This window comes from Rhizobium sp. TH135 (assembly GCF_002855515.1).
Taxonomy (GTDB): domain Bacteria; phylum Pseudomonadota; class Alphaproteobacteria; order Rhizobiales; family Rhizobiaceae; genus Allorhizobium.
In genome coordinates, this window is sequence record NZ_PKRP01000001.1 from 969,078 (window position 1) to 984,866 (window position 15,789).

The window sequence follows — 15,789 nt, forward strand, 5'->3', positions numbered from 1 at the left end:
GATCGTCGATTGCCTATCGGGTACCCCTGAGTATAGGCGCACATGCTCATGCATCTTGGGATTGCACGAAAGGTACGGCACCAGACAGGTCGGGGGACACCTGAAGTTAATCTCTGTTTAACCTTAGGAGCGGCTCGATGAGAATGTGAAGTGCTCCATTCCGCTCTGGCGGTGGGTTGTCCGAATCCTGTCGGAGAATGTCGAGATAGTTGCGCTGCAACATAAAATTTTAGTCAAAATGGCCAAATAAATACCCAAAAAAGGATGGGATTTTTATTTTGTATTGTCCTATTAGCTGTAAAAAATTCGATTAGTATTGCGTCCTACTGATTACTATCGAGACTATCGAACATTGCAGATGTAATGTTTTCTCCATACCCGATTCTGAGACACTATGACTGTTTTATGAACATGAGATGCTCGTTTTTTATGCATAACTAAGCTTGGTTGCTCAATTTCCTTTACCAGGATCTGCAGAATCTGAGGTTGGTTCGAATGACACGCGTTATCATGATTGTGCTACGCAGCAATTGCGGAATGTTGGAAATTGCTTCTGTCGTAGAGAGCTTCCGCTATGCCAGCGAGCTGTCCGGAAACCGCTCCTACGCTCTGACAACATGTGCCGCAGGCTATCAGACGCTCCAGCCGGATGAACAATGGATCCACCTGAGTGCTGTACACAACTTGGCGAACACACCACCGGAGGTTGATACACTCATCGTGCCGGATGGATCTCCTGTCACGCTTCAGGATCATGATCTCCGCATCATCGAATTCCTTACAAAGAGCACGCCCAAGGTGCGGCGGCTCGCCACCTTCGGCAATGGAGTGTTGTTTGCAGCCGCGGCCGGAATGACGCGTGGGCATACGGTTGTCGCCAGTGGCGACGTCCAGCAGCGGCTCGCCACCCTTTGCTCACAGACGATCGTCGAACCGCATTCCGACCTGCACAAGAGCGGCAAGATCTGGAGCGCGCGAGGCGCAACCGCCGGGCTGGCGCTTGCACTTGCCCTGATCGAGGAAGATCTGGGGCGCGATATCGCGAAAGAAGTCGCCCGTCGCTTTGGCTCCCGCCTCGCGGACGCGGATATGCGCTACGGAGCAAGCGCGAGACGCCTACCCAGCCTCGACACCGGAAGTCCCATCGAACGCCTGCAGGAATGGGTCACGGCCAACCCGTCCGCGGATCTCAGTGTCGGCAAGCTCGCAGACATGGTCGCAATGAGCGAGAAAACCCTCTCGCGCGCATTCAAGCAGAAGACCGGACAGACGATCGGCGAATTCGTGTTGTCGGTCAGGCTGCGCTATGCCTGTGAAATGCTGGTGGCCGGGGAGCGAAAGATAAAGGACATCGCCCGTCTGGCCGGGCTCGGAAGTCAGACGAACATGCGTCAGCTGTTCATCAATCGCTATGGGCGACCGCCGTCGCAATATCGCCAGACCAACGTCGAGCGGGCGATGTTGGAAGAGATCTGAGCCGGAGGAACCCGGTGTTTACCGACGGCGTGAGGTCAGAGACAGATGTTGCATGAGCCTGTGCTCTGGTGAGGCGCTGCGAGAAACTGGGGCAACTGCAGTCGCTAAACCACAACTGGCCGCCTGTCGTTGACCGCGACCAGGGCGTTATAGCTTCATCGATCCAGAAAGCTGCACTGACCGCTCGGCATCGGTCTCGCCAGCGCCGCGACGAGCCCGGCCATCTGAGGCCGATCCACGCCATCGACCGGCTGGATGTTGAGTGCCTCTTCCTTTGGCCACCAGTCGCCGCCTGCCCAATAGGCCCAGCCAATAAACACATCCCGATTGGCATCAACGGCGTCCGTCATGGCGGCAGCCGCCGCAATGCAGGATGGTTCTCGTGTGACGCCGAACTCGCCGAGAAACCCTTTTGCTCCGGTGCTTCGCAACCAGTTGGCAACTTCGCCGACGGACGCGATCGCCTCTTGGGCGCGTAGACAGCTGTCCTTCTTTCCGGAGAAGTCCTCATCGAAATACTGGTGGAACTCATAGACAAAATGGTTGGCGGGGTCTCGCACACCCGCCATCACAGAGGCGTTCGAGCCACCATACCAGTCTGCACCCCAGCTGTGTGCACCGGTCCAGGCGGTGCCGGGTACCATTACGAGATTGCGGTTCGAGATGGTGCGTATACCGGCAATCGCCTCGTTCGCGACGGAGAGCCAGCTGACTGCGGAGATATCATAAGGTTCGTTCATCAGCGCAAAGATGACACCGGGATCCTGTCCGAACTCCTGCGCGAGCCGCCGCCACAGATCTGTGAAAGCCCCCGGCGGAACATCGGGTGAACCGATCAGCTGACCTTGATAACGGGCATAGTTGTGCGGATCGAGGATGACGACGATATCCTTGTTCCGCATGGACACCACCATATCCTTCAGCCGCGTCAGCTCATCCGCAGAAAAGTCGCCGAAAAGCGCCGGCTGAAGACGCTCCCAAAGGAAAGGAAGCCGGACGGTGTTGAAACCCTTTGCAGCGAAATAATCGACCGTTTCGCCAGATGGATAGATGTAATCTTTCCCGAATTCCCCAGGCAGTGTGCCGAACTCGGCTCCCGCAAGGTTTACGCCCCGAAGGCAACTTCCCTCTGCTGCGGAAACACTCTCAACCGCCTGCCCAGTCAGCAACAGTGCAACCATGGCCGTCCGCCATAAACATTTCATCTCGACCACGCCCCTCCTGGCACCCCCTGCTACATTGCTGTCTCAGGCGGGCCGGACCCTAGAACGCATTGGAAAAGGCTTCAAGCCATCGACAATTCACATCGTCACTGAGGAGCCGGTATCGGAGTTTAAGGAGAACCTGAATGTGCTGTTGGGCAGGGCGAAGGCGGAGAAGCGGCATTGCATTTGGCCCTCGATCGCGAAGCCAAATCACGGCGTGTTTGCATCAGCACCGATAGCTTTGAGCGCTGCACGTGCCACATCCTCGTCCTGATCGCCACTTCCGGACCCGACGCCAATACCGCCGACGAGTACCCCGCCAAAGCGGATGGGTAGACCACCCTTCAGTCCTGTCACCTCGCCCTGGGTCGCACCCGAAATCAGAAGACGTGCCTGTTCTGGAATGGCCGTCGAAGGCGCATTGATGGAGGCAGCGGTCCGAGCTTTGGCAAGAGCACTCTTCAAGGAAAGAAAGCGCGCCCCCTTCATCCGAAAGGAGCCGAGCACGACGCCGCTCTGGTCGACGACAACGATGCATTGCGGCTGGCCCATCGCCGAGGCCGTATCGATCGACGCCTGTAGCATGGCAAGCACCCCCTTGTCCGTCAGTTGCGCCGAAGGCTCAAAGAAGCTGCTCATGGGCTCATTCCCTATCTCATTGTGAAGTAATCGCGGCCGACGCGGAGGAGTTTGCACCGGCCGCGAAGGAGCAAGTCTTATTTGCCCCAGATCTTAGCATACTGGTCGCGATAACCATTGCCCGGATCGAAAATGTTCTTGTCACCACCGTCGGAGCTGATGTTCGCCTTGGTGACGACATGCAGCGGCGAGGTGTAGCCCGACCATTCGACCTTGCTCACGGCGCGGTTCAGTTCGTCGATCAACTGCCAACCCTGCAGGTTGAGGGGCTCCGCGACCGTCACCGCCTGATACTGACCGGAACGGATGCGCTGATAAGCGGACTCGGACCCGTCGCCGGCAGCAACAGCCTTCGGCGCACCGTCACCGGGGATGCCGGCAGCAGCCAGGCTCGGCCCCATGAAGTCGAAGTAGATGTCGTTGATCGCAAGGGCATGCGTCCAGCTTGCACCATACTTCTGCAGAAGCGAGGTCGTCAGCGTCGGCATGCGGTTGGAGGTGTCGGCGATCGGGGTGTCGACATATTCGAGGACGGTACCGCCAAGCTTCTCGATCGTCTCCTTGATCTTGTCAGCCTTGGCAATCGCGATTGCATAGGTCGAGTCCGTGAAGATCACGACGCCCGGCTTGCCACCGGCATCCGCGAAGGCCCATTTGCCGGCAGCGGCCGAGACTTCCATCGCATCGGTCGAGACATTGGCGAAGAGGCAATTGGCCGGATCAGGGCCGATGACCGGGCCAGCATGCCAGCTCACCATCGGGATCCCTGCATCGCAGGCCTGCTTCAGGGCTGCCTGCTGCTCGACGGCATCGAAGCCATTGATGATGATACCATCGGGCTTCAGCGCAAGCGTCTGCCCAAAGGCGCCGGCGCGGCTCTGCACGGAACCAGCGCCATCAAGAACGGTAACCTCCCAACCGATCTTGGCGGCAGCTTCCTGGATGCCGTTGGTGACGCCGAGAATACCGCCATTCTTCATGTCGGCGGCAAGCACGACGATCTTCTTCGCCGCCGCTGCGGTCGGGCCGCTCGTCGGACCATCCCAGGTGGTCTTTTCACCGGCATATTTCTGGACTTCTGCCATCGCGTCCGAAATCGCGTCGGCATGGGCAGGCATGGCGGCCGTCAGCGCCAGGATCGATACGGCTAGGGCTCTCTTCAGCATGGTTTCCTCCCAAAGTAGCTGAATGGACTTATTTGGACTTCGCGCCTTTCTTTCTTTGCGCGTAACCGGCGATCCCGATGGCGATCAGCAAGGTCGTGCCGTTGAACAGAGGCTCGACCCAGAAGCTGCCGCCGAATTGCTGGATGCCGGAAATACCGACGGCGAGGATCATCACGCCGACGATGGTACCCCAGACATTGACGCGTCCGGGTTTGATGGTGGTGGAGCCGAGGAAGGCGCCGACTAGCGCCGGCAGCAGGAATTCCAGACCGACCGAGGCCTGACCGATGCGCAGCTTCGAGGCGAGCAACACGCCGGCAAGCGCAGTCATCAGACCCGATGTAACGAAGGCACCGATGACGAACTTCCGCGTCGGGATACCGTTGAGTTCGGCCGCCCGCTGATTGGCGCCGATCGCATAGAGATACCGGCCGATCGGGGTGTATTCGAGCGCGACCCAGAGCACGACCGTGATGACAAGCACGTAGATCGCGGTGATCGGCAGTCCGAAAACGAAGGTGCCGTTGATCGCATAGAACGCATCTGGAAGCGCGCCGACCATCTGGCGACCGCCGGTATGCCAGAGCGCGAGGGCGTACAGGATCGTGCCGGTGCCAAGGGTTGCGATGAAGCTGTCGATGCGGGCGACCTCAACAAGGAGACCATTGAGCGCGCCGATCACGACACCGAGCACCAGCACGATGGCAACGGCCACCGGCCAGGGGAAGCCGTAGAGCGTCTGCAGGCTGATCGCCAGAATATGCCAGAGCACGATGCCGTAGCCGACCGTCAGATCGATACGGCCGGCGACCATTGGGATCATCGCCGCCAGCGACAGAAGCGCGATGATCGCCTTGTCGGACAGGATGGCCCTGACATTCAGCATGGTCGGGAATGTGGTCGGCAGCAGGATCGAGAACAGCAGAATCAGGCCGAACATCAGGATGACGAGCCCATAGGTCGGCGCGAGGCGCACGATCTTGCGACCGGGCGACAGACCCCGCAATTCGTCCTTTGTGGGTTCGACGGCGTTGGATTGGATACCGGGCATGGCGGTCCTCAGGCGGCTTCACCGGCCGATGCGGCCTGGATCAGGGATTCGGTTGAAAGTTCGACGCCACTCAGCTCGGCCACGGGCAGGCCGCGACTGAAGACGATGGCGCGATGGCAGATATTGGCAGTCTCTTCGAAATCGGTGGACACCACGAGGACGCCCATGCCGCTTGCGAGAGCCTGGTAGAGAAGGTGATAGATCTCGGCCTTGGCACCAACGTCGACGCCGGCAGTCGGATCTTCCGCAATCAGCAGCCGGCGGCCGGAATCGAGCCAACGACCAACAACGACCTTCTGCTGGTTGCCGCCCGAGAGCGCCTCGATGGCAAGCGTTGGGTCATTGGGGGACAAGCCCACGCGACGGCCGAGTTCATGAGCGAGTTCATCCTCTGCCTTCGGCGACAGCAGGCTCAGCAGACGGCGCCCCGTGGCCGACGGATTGAGAAACGCGTTTTCGCGGATGGAGAGTCCGGGCGCAACACTTTCGGCGACCCGATCGCGTGCCACAAGACCGATGCCCGACCGCATTGCGGCTCCGGCGTCTTTCAAGTCCGGCGTGACGCCATTCAGCGCAATCTTGCCGGCATGCGGGATGAGACCAAAGAGGGCTCGGCCGACATCCTCGTGACCGGCCCCACGAAGACCCGCAAGACCGAGCAACTCGCCGCGCTTGATCTCGAAGCTGACAGGGCCGACAGCACCCGTTGCGAGACCTGAAACTTTCAGGATCGCCGGTCCCTCGAGAATGGCAGGCCGGGCAATTTCGCGCGCCTTCCGACCCACGATCAGACCGACCAACTCCTCTGGCGTCGTGTGTTCGATTGCGCGCATACCGACCATCTGACCGTCGCGCAGGACGGCAACCCGATCGGCGATACGGAAAATCTCATCCAGCCGGTGGCTGACATAGATCATGCCGACGCCACGCGCCTTCAGCGGGCGAAGCGCTGCAAACAGGCGCTCGACTTCGTCGGCGGGCAAACTGGCGGTTGGCTCGTCCAGCACGAGATAGTCGCAATCGGCGGCCAGCGCCCGGGCAATGGCGACCAGAGATTTTTGCGTGCGGGTGAGACTGGAAACCCGCGCGGTCGCCGAAAAATCGGCTTCGACGAGCGACAGCGCCTTGTCGGCCAGAGCCTCGGTCGCGGACCAGTCGATCCGACGGCCCTTCTTCACATAGCCAAGCGACAGGGCAATGTTTTCGGCAACACTCATCCACTCGATTAGACCGAGGTCCTGATGGATGAAGGCGACCTTCTGGCCGCCGGCCTTGCCGGCCTCATGGGCGTAAGGAATGCCATCGATGAAGACGCCGCCCTCGTCGGGGCGGTGGATGCCGCCGAGGACCTTGATAAGCGTCGATTTGCCGGCTCCGTTCTCGCCGAGCAGGGCGACGATTTCGCCACGCTCGACCTTCAGTGAAACACCTTTGAGGGCTTGCGTGCCACCAAAGGACTTCACGATTCGATCGAAAAGCAGGCCGTCTGCGGACGGTTGCATACTATGTCTCCTCCCATGCCGGATCCAGATCTTGCGTCAGGTTTACCGGTAACGTAACTAACGTACTTGCATCATTTGCCGAGTCAAGAAAAAAGTTATCGATAACATGCAGCATGTTCACTGCCTCGTCCCGTCGAGGCAAAGCCCCCTATGAAGGCCAATCTCGAAGACATCGCCCGTGCCGCTGGCGTATCGAAAATGACGGTCAGCCGCGTCCTGCGCGACGGGTCCGGCTTCTCCGACCAGACGCGCCGTAAGGTCATGGAGATCGCCGCACAACTGGGCTATGTCCCGAACCGGCTGGCCGCCGCCTTCGGCTCGGATCAGGCAGAAACGCTGGTCGGCATGTGTGTCCCGCGCCTGACATCGGGCCTGTTCGGCCATGTGCTGGATGGCGTCGACCGGGCGCTTGGACGTCTCGGCTATCAGCTGATCATCGGCGCCAACGATCATTCGATGATCGAGGAAGAAGCCTGGATCCGGCAGGTGGTCAGCTGGCGTCCGGCAGGCCTCATTCTCTCAGGTCGCCACCACACACAGGGCACGATTGAGCTGCTCAGGAGTGCGGCCGTCCCGGTCGTCGAAATCTGGGATCTGACCACGAGCCCGATAGACATGGCCGTCGGCTTTTCCCATGCCGACTGCGGTGCCGAAATGGCCCGGCATCTTCTTGCGCGCGGCCGCCGCAAGGCCGGCTATGTCGGCGCACTCGCCCGCTCTGATGTGATGGGGCAGGCTCGTTTCGAAGGGTTCCGCGACGCGCTCGCCCGTGCCGGACATCCGCTCGTCGATGCCGAGATGCTCCACGATGCGCCGGGCTTCTACGCGGGCTATTATGGCCTCGAGACCCTGCTCAGCCGCAAGAACGACTTCGATGTCGTCTATTTCCACAATGACGAGATGGCGATCGGCGGTCTTGCCTTCTGTCAGTCCCGCGGCTTGAGCGTGCCCGAGGATATCGGCATCGCCGGATGGGGCGGGATGGAGGCGGCGTCCATCCTGCAGAAGCGCTTGACCACCACCGTCGTGCCGACGACCAGTATCGGCAAGGCAGCCGCCGAAGCCCTGGTTGCCAAATTGAAGGGCGAGCCCGCGCAGACCGTCACCTTTGTTCCGACACGCCTTGTGCCAGGCGAAACCGCCTGAATTGCCAAGCCGGGTTCAAGGAGCTTGGATGCCGCGCCGGTTGAGCACCACCGAGTAGACACTCGTGGTCGCCGTGATGAACAGCCGGTGCTTCGAATGACCGCCAAAGCAGAGGTTCGACACCATTTCCGGCACCAGGATCTTGCCCATCAGATGCCCATCCGGCGCGATGCAATGCACGCCATCGGCTGCGGAGGACCACAGGTTTCCGTCCGTATCAACCCGCATGCCGTCAGCGCAGCCGGGCGTGATCACGTGGAAGATACGCCCATTCACCGGCCGCCCATCGACTATGTCGAGCACCCGGATGTGCTGCGGATCGGCGGAAAACATCCGCCCTGTATCAGCGACATAGAGGCGACTGCCATCAGGGCTGAAAGCGAGACCGTTCGGCCCCTGCATGTCGGTGATCACAGCATCGATCCCGCCATCCGGAGACACCCGATACACCGTGCAGGGCAGTTCCTGCTCCGCCTTTGCGCCCTCGTAATCCGTCATGATCCCGTAATGCGGATCACTGAACCAGATCGCACCGTCGGGAGCGACAATCACATCGTTCGGACTATTGAGACGCTTGCCTTGATAACTGTCGGCGATGACCGTGATCGACCCGTCCCATTCAGTCCGCGTCACCCGGCGCGTTCCATGCTCGCAGCTGACGAGACGGCCCTGCCGGTCCCGGGTGTGGCCATTCGCATAGTTCGAAGGTTGACGATAGGTGGTCACGCCATCCTCGCTCCAGCGGACGATGCGGTTGTTGGGAATGTCGGAAAACAGCAGGCAGCCGGCATCGCCGAACCATACCGGCCCTTCCGTCCAGTCAAACCCGGTCGCGAGCCGTTTTACCGGCGCATTGCCAAGCACATAGGTGGCAAAGACCGGATCGATGACTTCGAAAAACGACATGCTTGAGGCTCCTCCCAAAACCGTAGTGCCATTCAGGCTGAAAACGCGATCTGCGCTTTCATTGCCTGACTTCGGTCCGAAGCGAGTAGAAAACCCTTCTCTGCTTCGGCCAGCGACACCGTATGCGTGATCAGCGGCTTTACGTCGATCAGCCCCTTGCGCATCAATTCGACCCCGATGGCAAATTCCTGATGGAAGCGGAAGGAACCGCGCAGTTCCAGTTCCTTGGCCGTGATCGCCATCATGGGCAGCGTCATATCGCCGCCCAGACCGAGCTGCAGGATGATGCCCCGAGGCCTGAGCGCCGGAATGGCGCCGGCCAATGCTGCGGCAACACCCGTGCATTCGTAGAGCACATCGAAAGTCCCCTTGTCGCCGGCATAGGCAGCCAGCGCGTCCGGCTCCTTCGCCGTGTTGATCACCCTGTCAGCACCGACCTTTGCGGCCAGCGCCAGCGTGAAATCGGAGAGATCGGTGGCAACGATCTCGGCTGCCCCGGCCCGGCGGGCCGACAAGATCGATAGAACGCCGATCGGTCCACAGCCGGTGACCAGCACACGCTTGCCGAACAGGCTGCCCGCCCGCGTCGTGGCATGCAGGGTTACCGCCAGTGGTTCGGCCATCGCCGCCTCGCCGGCAGACAGACCCGTCGCATCGACGCATTGATAGGCTTCCGCCACCAGGCTTTCGCGGAAAGCCCCCTGAATATGCGGGAATGGCATGGCACTGCCGTAGAAGCGCATGTTGAGGCACTGGTTCTGCAGTCCCTCGCCGCAGTAGCGGCACTGGCCGCAGGGCCGAGAGGGCGAAACGGCCACAAGCTGCCCGATCTCGAAGCCGGAGACACCAGGCCCGATCGCCTCGACACGGGCCGAGACCTCATGGCCAAGGATCATGGGTTCCTTCAGTCGCACCGCGCCGAAGCCGCCGTGATTGTAATAGTGCAGGTCCGACCCGCAGATCCCGCCGGTCGCAAGGCTTAGTCGCAGCTGGCCGGCTTGCGGCTCTTCCACCGGGCGGTCTTCGATCCGCAGATCACGGGCGGCATGAATGACGATGGCTTTCATCAGAGCACCGGAGTGAGGAGGGCTTCACCGGCGAAATGCGCGGTGAGATTGTCACGGACGAGCTTGCCCATCGCCTTGCGGGTCTCGATGGTGCCACTGGCATGATGCGGCTGCAGGAGCACGTTCGGCAGGGTCAGAAATCGCGGATTGAGATTGGGCTCACCTTCGAAGACATCGAGGGCTGCCGAACCAAGCTTGCCCGTCTCAAGCGCTTCCAGCAGGGCTTCCTCATCGATGTTGGAGGCGCGGCTGATATTGATCAGCATGCCCTCGGGGCCCAGAGCCTCGATCACCTTGGCACCGACGATATGCCGGGTCGCAGCGGAAGCAGCCAGCGTGACAAAGAGGAAGTCCGAACGCTGGGCGAGCACCACGGGATCGGCGATGAATTCCCAATCCTTGGCGAAATCCTTGGCCGAGACATCGCTGTAGGCGATCTCCATATCGAAGCCGGCAAGGCGTTTGGCGACCTCGAAACCGATCCGCCCGAGGCCAAGCACGCCTGCTTTGCGGCCCCAGACACGACGCTTCAACGGATAGAGACCCTTGGCAGCCCAGGACCCGTCCTTCACCCAGGTTTCAGCACCAATCATCCCGCGTGACTGGACCAGCATCATGGCGACCCCGAGATCGGCCACATCGTTCGTCAGCACGTCGGGCGTGTTGGTGACCCGGATGCCGCGCTCCCGGCAGGCGCCAAGATCAACCGCATCGAAGCCGACGCCATAGACCGCGATTACTTCGAGATTGGGGCAGGCCGCGATGACAGAAGCATTCGCTCCGAGCTCGCCACGAGTGGCGATACCCCGGATTTTCAGCCCGACGTCAGCAAGGAAGGCAGCCTTGTCGGCGGCCTCGAAGTAGCGATGCATATGGAAGCTCTGCTCCAGTGGCACCTGATCCCAGTCCGGATAAGGGCCCATCTGCAGGATGTCGGGCTTGGTCATGATGTCTCTCCCCAGGGATGCTTGACTTTCGATTGTTATCGATAACATATACAAATCATCTGACGCTTGTCGAGAGCGAAACTGAAGGGAGTAAAGCGTGGCACTGAACCTGTTCGACCTGAAGGGCAAGCGCGCCCTGATCACGGGATCCTCGCAAGGGATCGGCTTTGCGCTGGCAGAGGGTCTGAAGGCCGCCGGCGCTGAGATCGTCCTCAACGGTCGAGACGCGACGAAACTCAAGGATGCGGCCGCACGGATCGAGGGTGCCGACCAGCTCGCCTTCGACGCGACCGACCACAATGCCGTACGCGCGGCCGTCGACGCCTACGAGGCCTCTGGCAAGGCAATCGACATCCTTGTCAACAATGCCGGCATGCAGCATCGCGCGCCGCTCGAAGATTTCCCCGCAGACGCCTTCGAACGCCTGTTGCAGACCAACATCGCCAGCGTCTTCCATGTCGGCCAGGCGGTGGCCCGCCACATGATCACCCGTGGTCGCGGCAAGATCATCAATATCGCCAGCGTGCAGACTGCCCTCGCCCGCCCCTCGATTGCCCCCTACACAGCGACCAAGGGCGCGGTCGGCAACCTCACCAAGGGCATGGCCACCGACTGGGCCATGCACGGCCTTAACTGCAACGCGATTGCGCCGGGCTATTTCGACACCCCGCTCAATGCAGCCCTGGTTGCCGATCCGACCTTCTCCGCATGGCTCGAAAAAAGAACGCCGGCAGGCCGCTGGGGGAAAGTCGAAGAGCTTCAGGGCGCCTGCATCTTCCTCGCTTCCGATGCATCAAGCTTCGTCAACGGACATATTCTCTATGTCGACGGCGGGATCACGGCATCGCTATGAGCGTGCGTCTGGTCATCATGGGCGTGGCGGGCTGCGGCAAGTCGACCGTCGGCGCCGCTTTGTCCGAACAGCTTAAGATTCCCTACCAGGACGGCGACGACCTCCACAGCGCCGCGGCGGTCGAGAAGATGCGGGCGGGCATACCGCTTGATGATGACGATCGCTGGCCTTGGCTCGATCGGATTGCCGATGCACTCAAGAGCGACGCGCCGCTGATCATCGGATGCTCGGCACTGCGCCGCACCTACCGAGACCGCATCCGCGCAGGAACTGGCGGCCCAGTGACATTCGTTCACCTCGCAGGAGACCGGGATCTCATCGCATCCCGCATGGCCTCCCGCTCCGGCCACTACATGCCCCTGTCACTGCTCGACAGCCAGTTCGCGACCCTGGAGAGGCCGGGGTCGGACGAGGCCATCGAAGTGACAATCGACCAACCGATGGACGCCATCGTCGGACAGGTCCTGTCCCATCTTGGAGGAAACCCACAATGACAGACAAGATCGCCCTGATTGGGGCCGGCGCCATGGGCGGCGCCATCGGCGCCCGCCTCACGGAGACCGGAACGGATCTCATCGTCTACGATCGCGACCCGGAGAAGATCGCAGTTCTTGTTGCCAAGGGTGCCGCTGCGGCTTCGTCGGCAGCGGATGCGGCAAGCCAGGCGAAGGCCGTGATCCTTTCACTCAATTCCGCCGCCATCGTTCGCGCCGCAGTCTTTGGGCCTGAGGGTGTGGCGGAGGGCGCCAAGCCCGGCACGCTGATCATCGACATGTCCTCGATCGATCCGGAGACGACCAAGGCGCTTGCGACCGAGGGCGCGGCCCGTGGCTTGCGCTGGGTGGACAGCCCGCTGTCTGGCGGCATTCCGAAGGCCGCGATCGGCCAGCTAACCCTGATGCAGGGCGGTGCACAGACCGATGTGCAGGAAACGCAAAACATCCTGTCAAAGCTTGCCGGCAACCAGACCCATATGGGTGGCCCGGGTGCGGGGCAGACCACCAAGATGATAAACCAGGTGCTTTGCGGTCTCGGTTTCCTAGCTGTCGCAGAGGCAACCGCCCTCGCCGAAGCAGCAGGCGTCGATGTCGAGAAGATCCCGCAGGCGCTCAAGGGTGGCCGCGCCGACAGCGCGCTGCTGCAGGAATACATGCCGCGCTTTGCCAGCAGGGATTATCGCCGCACCGGCCGGATCGACAACATGGTCAAGGATCTGAACGCCGCCCAGGACCTAGCAAGGCTGAGCAACACCTCGATGCCGCTCACGGCAATCTGCGCTGAGGTCCACCGCATGCTGACGGCAGCCGGCCTCGGCGGCGAGGACCAGGCCGCACTGATGGAATATTTCAAGGGACCCAACAAGGAGATTGCCCCATGATCACCCGATACGCACTTTTCGATGGCAAGATCCATGAAGGACAGACCGAGGCTTTCCGCGCCGCTGTCCTCGCCGAAATCCTGCCAAAGTGGCGCCAGTTCCCCGGCGCCCTCTCCGTCCGCGTCACGTTTGCCGAAAGCCGCGATGAGGGCGCACCGGAATATCCGATGATTCTCGCCATCAGCTATCCTGATCTACCGAGCGTGGACGCAGCGCTTGCTAGCCCCGTTCGCACCGAGGCGAGAGCAGCGACCGAGTCCGTCCTGGCGCGCTTTTTCACTGGCTCGATCCATCATCACGTCACAACGGCGCATGAATACGCGCCCCTGTGAGCTAACCCTGCAGACACTGGATTTTCGCCAGAGATAACGATAACAAAATGGTATGAGCACGCCCCGCAAAGCACCGACCATGGCCGACGTCGCCCGCCTTGCGGGCGTCTCACCCATGACGGTGAGCCGGGCGTTCAAGCGCGACGCCTCCGTAAGCGATGCGACGCGCAGCGCCATCCTCGAAGCCGCCGATACGCTCGGATACGTCTTCGACAGCACCGCCTCGAACCTGCGCTCGCAGCGCACGGATTTCGTTGCCGTGACGATCCCCTCGATCAACAACGCCAACTTCGCCGATACCGTGCGCGGCCTGTCGGAGGGGCTCAAGGAGCGCGGCCTGCAGATCCTGCTCGGCTATACGGATTATGACATCCAGGAAGAAGAGCGGCTGGTCGAACAACTGCTGCGCCGCCGCCCGGAAGCGATTGTCGTGACGGGCGGGCGTCACACCCCACGGACGCGGCGTCTGCTGGAAAATGCAGGCATACCTGTCATCGAGACGTGGGATCTGCCAGACAATCCCGTCGGCCATGTCGTCGGCTTCTCCAACGCGGCAGCGGTTCGTTCCATGGTCGACCACTTCGTGTCAGTGGGGATCACCCGAATTGCCTTCATCGGCGGCGATGCCGATCGCGACACCCGTGGCACGGATCGCCGGGCCGGCTTCATCGCGGCCATGCAGGCACACGGTCTGGATCCCGATCGACTGATCGCGGCCGGCACACCGCCCATTTCCATGAGAGAAGGCGCAGACGCCATGGGGCGGCTGCTCGACACGCTGCCGGATACACAGGCCGTCATCTGCGTGTCTGACCTGTCAGCCTTTGGCGCCCTGACGGAATGCCAGAGGCGCAGTGTGAATGTCCCCGGTCAGATCGCTGTCGCCGGCTTCGGCGACTACGAGATCGCCGGGATCTGCGTACCGTCGCTCACCACGATAAACCCGCTGCCCCATGAGATCGGCAAACGCGCGGCCGAGCTCATCCTTGATGTTCTCGATGGCACGCAGGCAGGCCCCGCGACCATTGCTCTTGAACCCATCTTGATGCGTCGCCAATCGAGCCCGTAATGGCATGAAAAAAGGGCGCTGATTATGCGCCCTTTCTCTTCGTCAGTTTTCAGTCTGTTACTTCTGGGAGGCCAGCACTGCATTGACGACCGCGTCGCCATTTGCCGCAGTATAGCCATCCCAGACCGGCTTGACGGCGGCCTGGAAGGCAGCGGCATCCACGTCCGTGTTAACCTCCATGCCGGCAGCCTTCAGCTCGGCGATCATCGAAGCCTCTTTTTCCTGTGCCAGCTTGCGCTGCATGGTGATGGCTTCGGCGGCCACGTCGAGGATCACCTTCTGCTCATCGGCGGTCAGGCCGTTGAACTTGGCGTCGTTAATAGCGAGCGCCAGCGCCGAATAGGCATGCTGCGTCATGCTGAGATACTTCTGCACTTCATTGAACTTGAAGGACAGGACGATGCCGATCGGATGATCCTGGGCATCGACCACACCCGTCTCAAGCGCCGTGTAGAGTTCGGCGACCGGCAACTGCGTCGGATTGGCGCCGAGTGCCGCGAACATGTCGTTCAGGGCCTTGGAATTGTTGACGCGCATGTTGAGCCCGGAGACATCAGCAGGCACGCGGATCGGACCACGATTGTTGGTCATGTTGCGGTAGCCGTTTTCCGGATAGCCCAGCATCTTCAGACCATGCTGGGTAAACTGAGCGGATACACCCTGCCCGACCTCACCGTCGAGGACCTTGTAGGCAAGTTCCCGGTTGGGGAACATGAAGGGCAGTTCAAAGGCACCGGCATCCGGCACCAGCCCGGTCAGGTTGTTGAGGCCCGTCATCACGATATCGATGATCCCGGAACGGGCTCCGTCGATCATCGCCTGATCGTTGCCGAGCTGCCCCTGGGGGAAGATGGTGACCTTGACCGAGCCGTTCGTGCGCGCTTCGACCTGCTCCTTGAAGAACACGGAGAGTGTCTGTTGCAGATCCGTATCGGGGGCGGCATGGGCGAGTTTCAGCTCTGTTTCGGCATGAGCCGAAACGCCGGTGAAGGCGATTGCGGTTGCCAGTCCAAGCACTTTCAAGATTTTCATGTCAGGCTCCTCCCTGTTGT

Annotated in this window: 16 protein-coding genes; 7 read left to right on the plus strand and 9 right to left on the minus strand. The window is 61.1% G+C overall.

Translation table 11 applies throughout. The features are described 5' to 3' along the window. Window positions 1-447: 447 nt before the first annotated feature. Window positions 448-1,476, plus strand: a complete 1,029-nt coding sequence (locus tag C0V73_RS04550) for a helix-turn-helix domain-containing protein (protein WP_143708302.1) — start codon at window positions 448-450, stop codon at window positions 1,474-1,476. 155 nt (window positions 1,477-1,631) lie between these two features. Here the strand turns inward: C0V73_RS04550 and C0V73_RS04555 are convergent, their stop codons facing one another. From C0V73_RS04555 to C0V73_RS04575, 5 genes are all read right to left on the minus strand, one after another. Further along, window positions 1,632-2,657, minus strand: coding sequence for a glycoside hydrolase family 5 protein (locus C0V73_RS04555; protein ID WP_172450009.1), 1,026 nt, complete (start codon window positions 2,655-2,657; stop codon window positions 1,632-1,634). 234 nt (window positions 2,658-2,891) lie between these two features. Then, window positions 2,892-3,320 carry a heme-binding protein gene (locus C0V73_RS04560; protein WP_102018770.1) on the minus strand — a complete coding sequence of 143 codons (429 nt, stop codon included), beginning with the start codon at window positions 3,318-3,320 and terminating at the stop codon, window positions 2,892-2,894. 77 nt (window positions 3,321-3,397) lie between these two features. Then, on the minus strand, window positions 3,398-4,486 hold the full coding sequence (locus tag C0V73_RS04565) for a substrate-binding domain-containing protein (RefSeq protein ID WP_102018771.1): 1,089 nt from the start codon (window positions 4,484-4,486) through the stop codon (window positions 3,398-3,400). A gap of 28 nt (window positions 4,487-4,514) precedes the next feature. Further along, window positions 4,515-5,537 carry an ABC transporter permease gene (locus C0V73_RS04570; protein WP_102018772.1) on the minus strand — a complete coding sequence of 341 codons (1,023 nt, stop codon included), beginning with the start codon at window positions 5,535-5,537 and terminating at the stop codon, window positions 4,515-4,517. Window positions 5,538-5,545: 8 nt separating this feature from the next. Next, window positions 5,546-7,039, minus strand: coding sequence for a sugar ABC transporter ATP-binding protein (locus C0V73_RS04575; RefSeq protein WP_102018773.1), 1,494 nt, complete (start codon window positions 7,037-7,039; stop codon window positions 5,546-5,548). A 150-nt stretch (window positions 7,040-7,189) separates the two neighbouring features. On the opposite strand from C0V73_RS04575, the gene C0V73_RS04580 reads away from it, so the two are divergent. After that, the gene (locus C0V73_RS04580) at window positions 7,190-8,185 is read left to right on the plus strand and encodes a LacI family DNA-binding transcriptional regulator (protein ID WP_102018774.1); all 996 of its coding nucleotides are present in this window, start codon (window positions 7,190-7,192) and stop codon (window positions 8,183-8,185) included. A gap of 15 nt (window positions 8,186-8,200) precedes the next feature. Here the strand turns inward: C0V73_RS04580 and C0V73_RS04585 are convergent, their stop codons facing one another. The 3 genes from C0V73_RS04585 to C0V73_RS04595 are packed head-to-tail and all read right to left on the minus strand — an operon-like array spanning window position 8,201 to window position 11,105. Further along, entirely contained in the window at window positions 8,201-9,091 is an 891-nt protein-coding gene (locus C0V73_RS04585; RefSeq protein WP_102018775.1) for an SMP-30/gluconolactonase/LRE family protein, read from the minus strand. Between the two features lie 32 nt (window positions 9,092-9,123). Continuing rightward, complete coding sequence (locus tag C0V73_RS04590) at window positions 9,124-10,158, minus strand: L-idonate 5-dehydrogenase (protein WP_102018776.1); 1,035 nt, start codon at window positions 10,156-10,158, stop codon at window positions 9,124-9,126. Then, window positions 10,158-11,105 carry a 2-hydroxyacid dehydrogenase gene (locus C0V73_RS04595; protein ID WP_102018777.1) on the minus strand — a complete coding sequence of 316 codons (948 nt, stop codon included), beginning with the start codon at window positions 11,103-11,105 and terminating at the stop codon, window positions 10,158-10,160. The genes C0V73_RS04590 and C0V73_RS04595 overlap by 1 nt, the downstream gene beginning before the upstream one ends. Window positions 11,106-11,202: 97 nt before the next feature. Here C0V73_RS04595 and C0V73_RS04600 point away from each other — a divergent pair, with 97 nt between their 5' ends. From C0V73_RS04600 to C0V73_RS04620, 5 genes are read left to right on the plus strand one after another with little or no spacing between them, the layout of a single operon-like run. Then, window positions 11,203-11,958, plus strand: a complete 756-nt coding sequence (locus C0V73_RS04600; RefSeq protein ID WP_102018778.1) for an SDR family oxidoreductase — start codon at window positions 11,203-11,205, stop codon at window positions 11,956-11,958. Further along, complete coding sequence (locus tag C0V73_RS04605; protein WP_102018779.1) at window positions 11,955-12,452, plus strand: gluconokinase; 498 nt, start codon at window positions 11,955-11,957, stop codon at window positions 12,450-12,452. Before C0V73_RS04600 ends, C0V73_RS04605 begins: the two co-directional genes overlap by 4 nt. Then, complete coding sequence (locus tag C0V73_RS04610) at window positions 12,449-13,336, plus strand: NAD(P)-dependent oxidoreductase (protein ID WP_102018780.1); 888 nt, start codon at window positions 12,449-12,451, stop codon at window positions 13,334-13,336. The genes C0V73_RS04605 and C0V73_RS04610 overlap by 4 nt, the downstream gene beginning before the upstream one ends. Next, window positions 13,333-13,668, plus strand: coding sequence for a hypothetical protein (locus tag C0V73_RS04615; protein WP_062284603.1), 336 nt, complete (start codon window positions 13,333-13,335; stop codon window positions 13,666-13,668). The genes C0V73_RS04610 and C0V73_RS04615 overlap by 4 nt, the downstream gene beginning before the upstream one ends. Before the next feature lie 52 nt (window positions 13,669-13,720). Further along, window positions 13,721-14,737, plus strand: coding sequence for a LacI family DNA-binding transcriptional regulator (locus tag C0V73_RS04620; protein WP_102018781.1), 1,017 nt, complete (start codon window positions 13,721-13,723; stop codon window positions 14,735-14,737). A gap of 57 nt (window positions 14,738-14,794) precedes the next feature. Here C0V73_RS04620 and C0V73_RS04625 read toward each other — a convergent pair whose 3' ends face one another. Then, on the minus strand, window positions 14,795-15,769 hold the full coding sequence (locus tag C0V73_RS04625; RefSeq protein WP_102018782.1) for a DctP family TRAP transporter solute-binding subunit: 975 nt from the start codon (window positions 15,767-15,769) through the stop codon (window positions 14,795-14,797). Window positions 15,770-15,789 lie beyond the last annotated feature (20 nt).

Bases quoted from the DNA above. Each gene is read 5' to 3' on its own strand.
- C0V73_RS04555 (WP_172450009.1), bottom strand. From the start codon at position 2,657: ATGGTTGCACTGTTGCTGACTGGGCAGGCGGTTGAGAGTGTTTCCGCA.
- C0V73_RS04560 (WP_102018770.1), bottom strand. From the start codon at position 3,320: ATGAGCAGCTTCTTTGAGCCTTCGGCGCAACTGACGGACAAGGGGGTG.
- C0V73_RS04565 (WP_102018771.1), bottom strand. From the start codon at position 4,486: ATGCTGAAGAGAGCCCTAGCCGTATCGATCCTGGCGCTGACGGCCGCC.
- C0V73_RS04570 (WP_102018772.1), bottom strand. From the start codon at position 5,537: ATGCCCGGTATCCAATCCAACGCCGTCGAACCCACAAAGGACGAATTG.
- C0V73_RS04575 (WP_102018773.1), bottom strand. From the start codon at position 7,039: ATGCAACCGTCCGCAGACGGCCTGCTTTTCGATCGAATCGTGAAGTCC.
- C0V73_RS04580 (WP_102018774.1), top strand. From the start codon at position 7,190: ATGAAGGCCAATCTCGAAGACATCGCCCGTGCCGCTGGCGTATCGAAA.
- C0V73_RS04585 (WP_102018775.1), bottom strand. From the start codon at position 9,091: ATGTCGTTTTTCGAAGTCATCGATCCGGTCTTTGCCACCTATGTGCTT.
- C0V73_RS04590 (WP_102018776.1), bottom strand. From the start codon at position 10,158: ATGAAAGCCATCGTCATTCATGCCGCCCGTGATCTGCGGATCGAAGAC.
- C0V73_RS04595 (WP_102018777.1), bottom strand. From the start codon at position 11,105: ATGACCAAGCCCGACATCCTGCAGATGGGCCCTTATCCGGACTGGGAT.
- C0V73_RS04605 (WP_102018779.1), top strand. From the start codon at position 11,955: ATGAGCGTGCGTCTGGTCATCATGGGCGTGGCGGGCTGCGGCAAGTCG.
- C0V73_RS04610 (WP_102018780.1), top strand. From the start codon at position 12,449: ATGACAGACAAGATCGCCCTGATTGGGGCCGGCGCCATGGGCGGCGCC.
- C0V73_RS04615 (WP_062284603.1), top strand. From the start codon at position 13,333: ATGATCACCCGATACGCACTTTTCGATGGCAAGATCCATGAAGGACAG.
- C0V73_RS04620 (WP_102018781.1), top strand. From the start codon at position 13,721: ATGAGCACGCCCCGCAAAGCACCGACCATGGCCGACGTCGCCCGCCTT.
- C0V73_RS04625 (WP_102018782.1), bottom strand. From the start codon at position 15,769: ATGAAAATCTTGAAAGTGCTTGGACTGGCAACCGCAATCGCCTTCACC.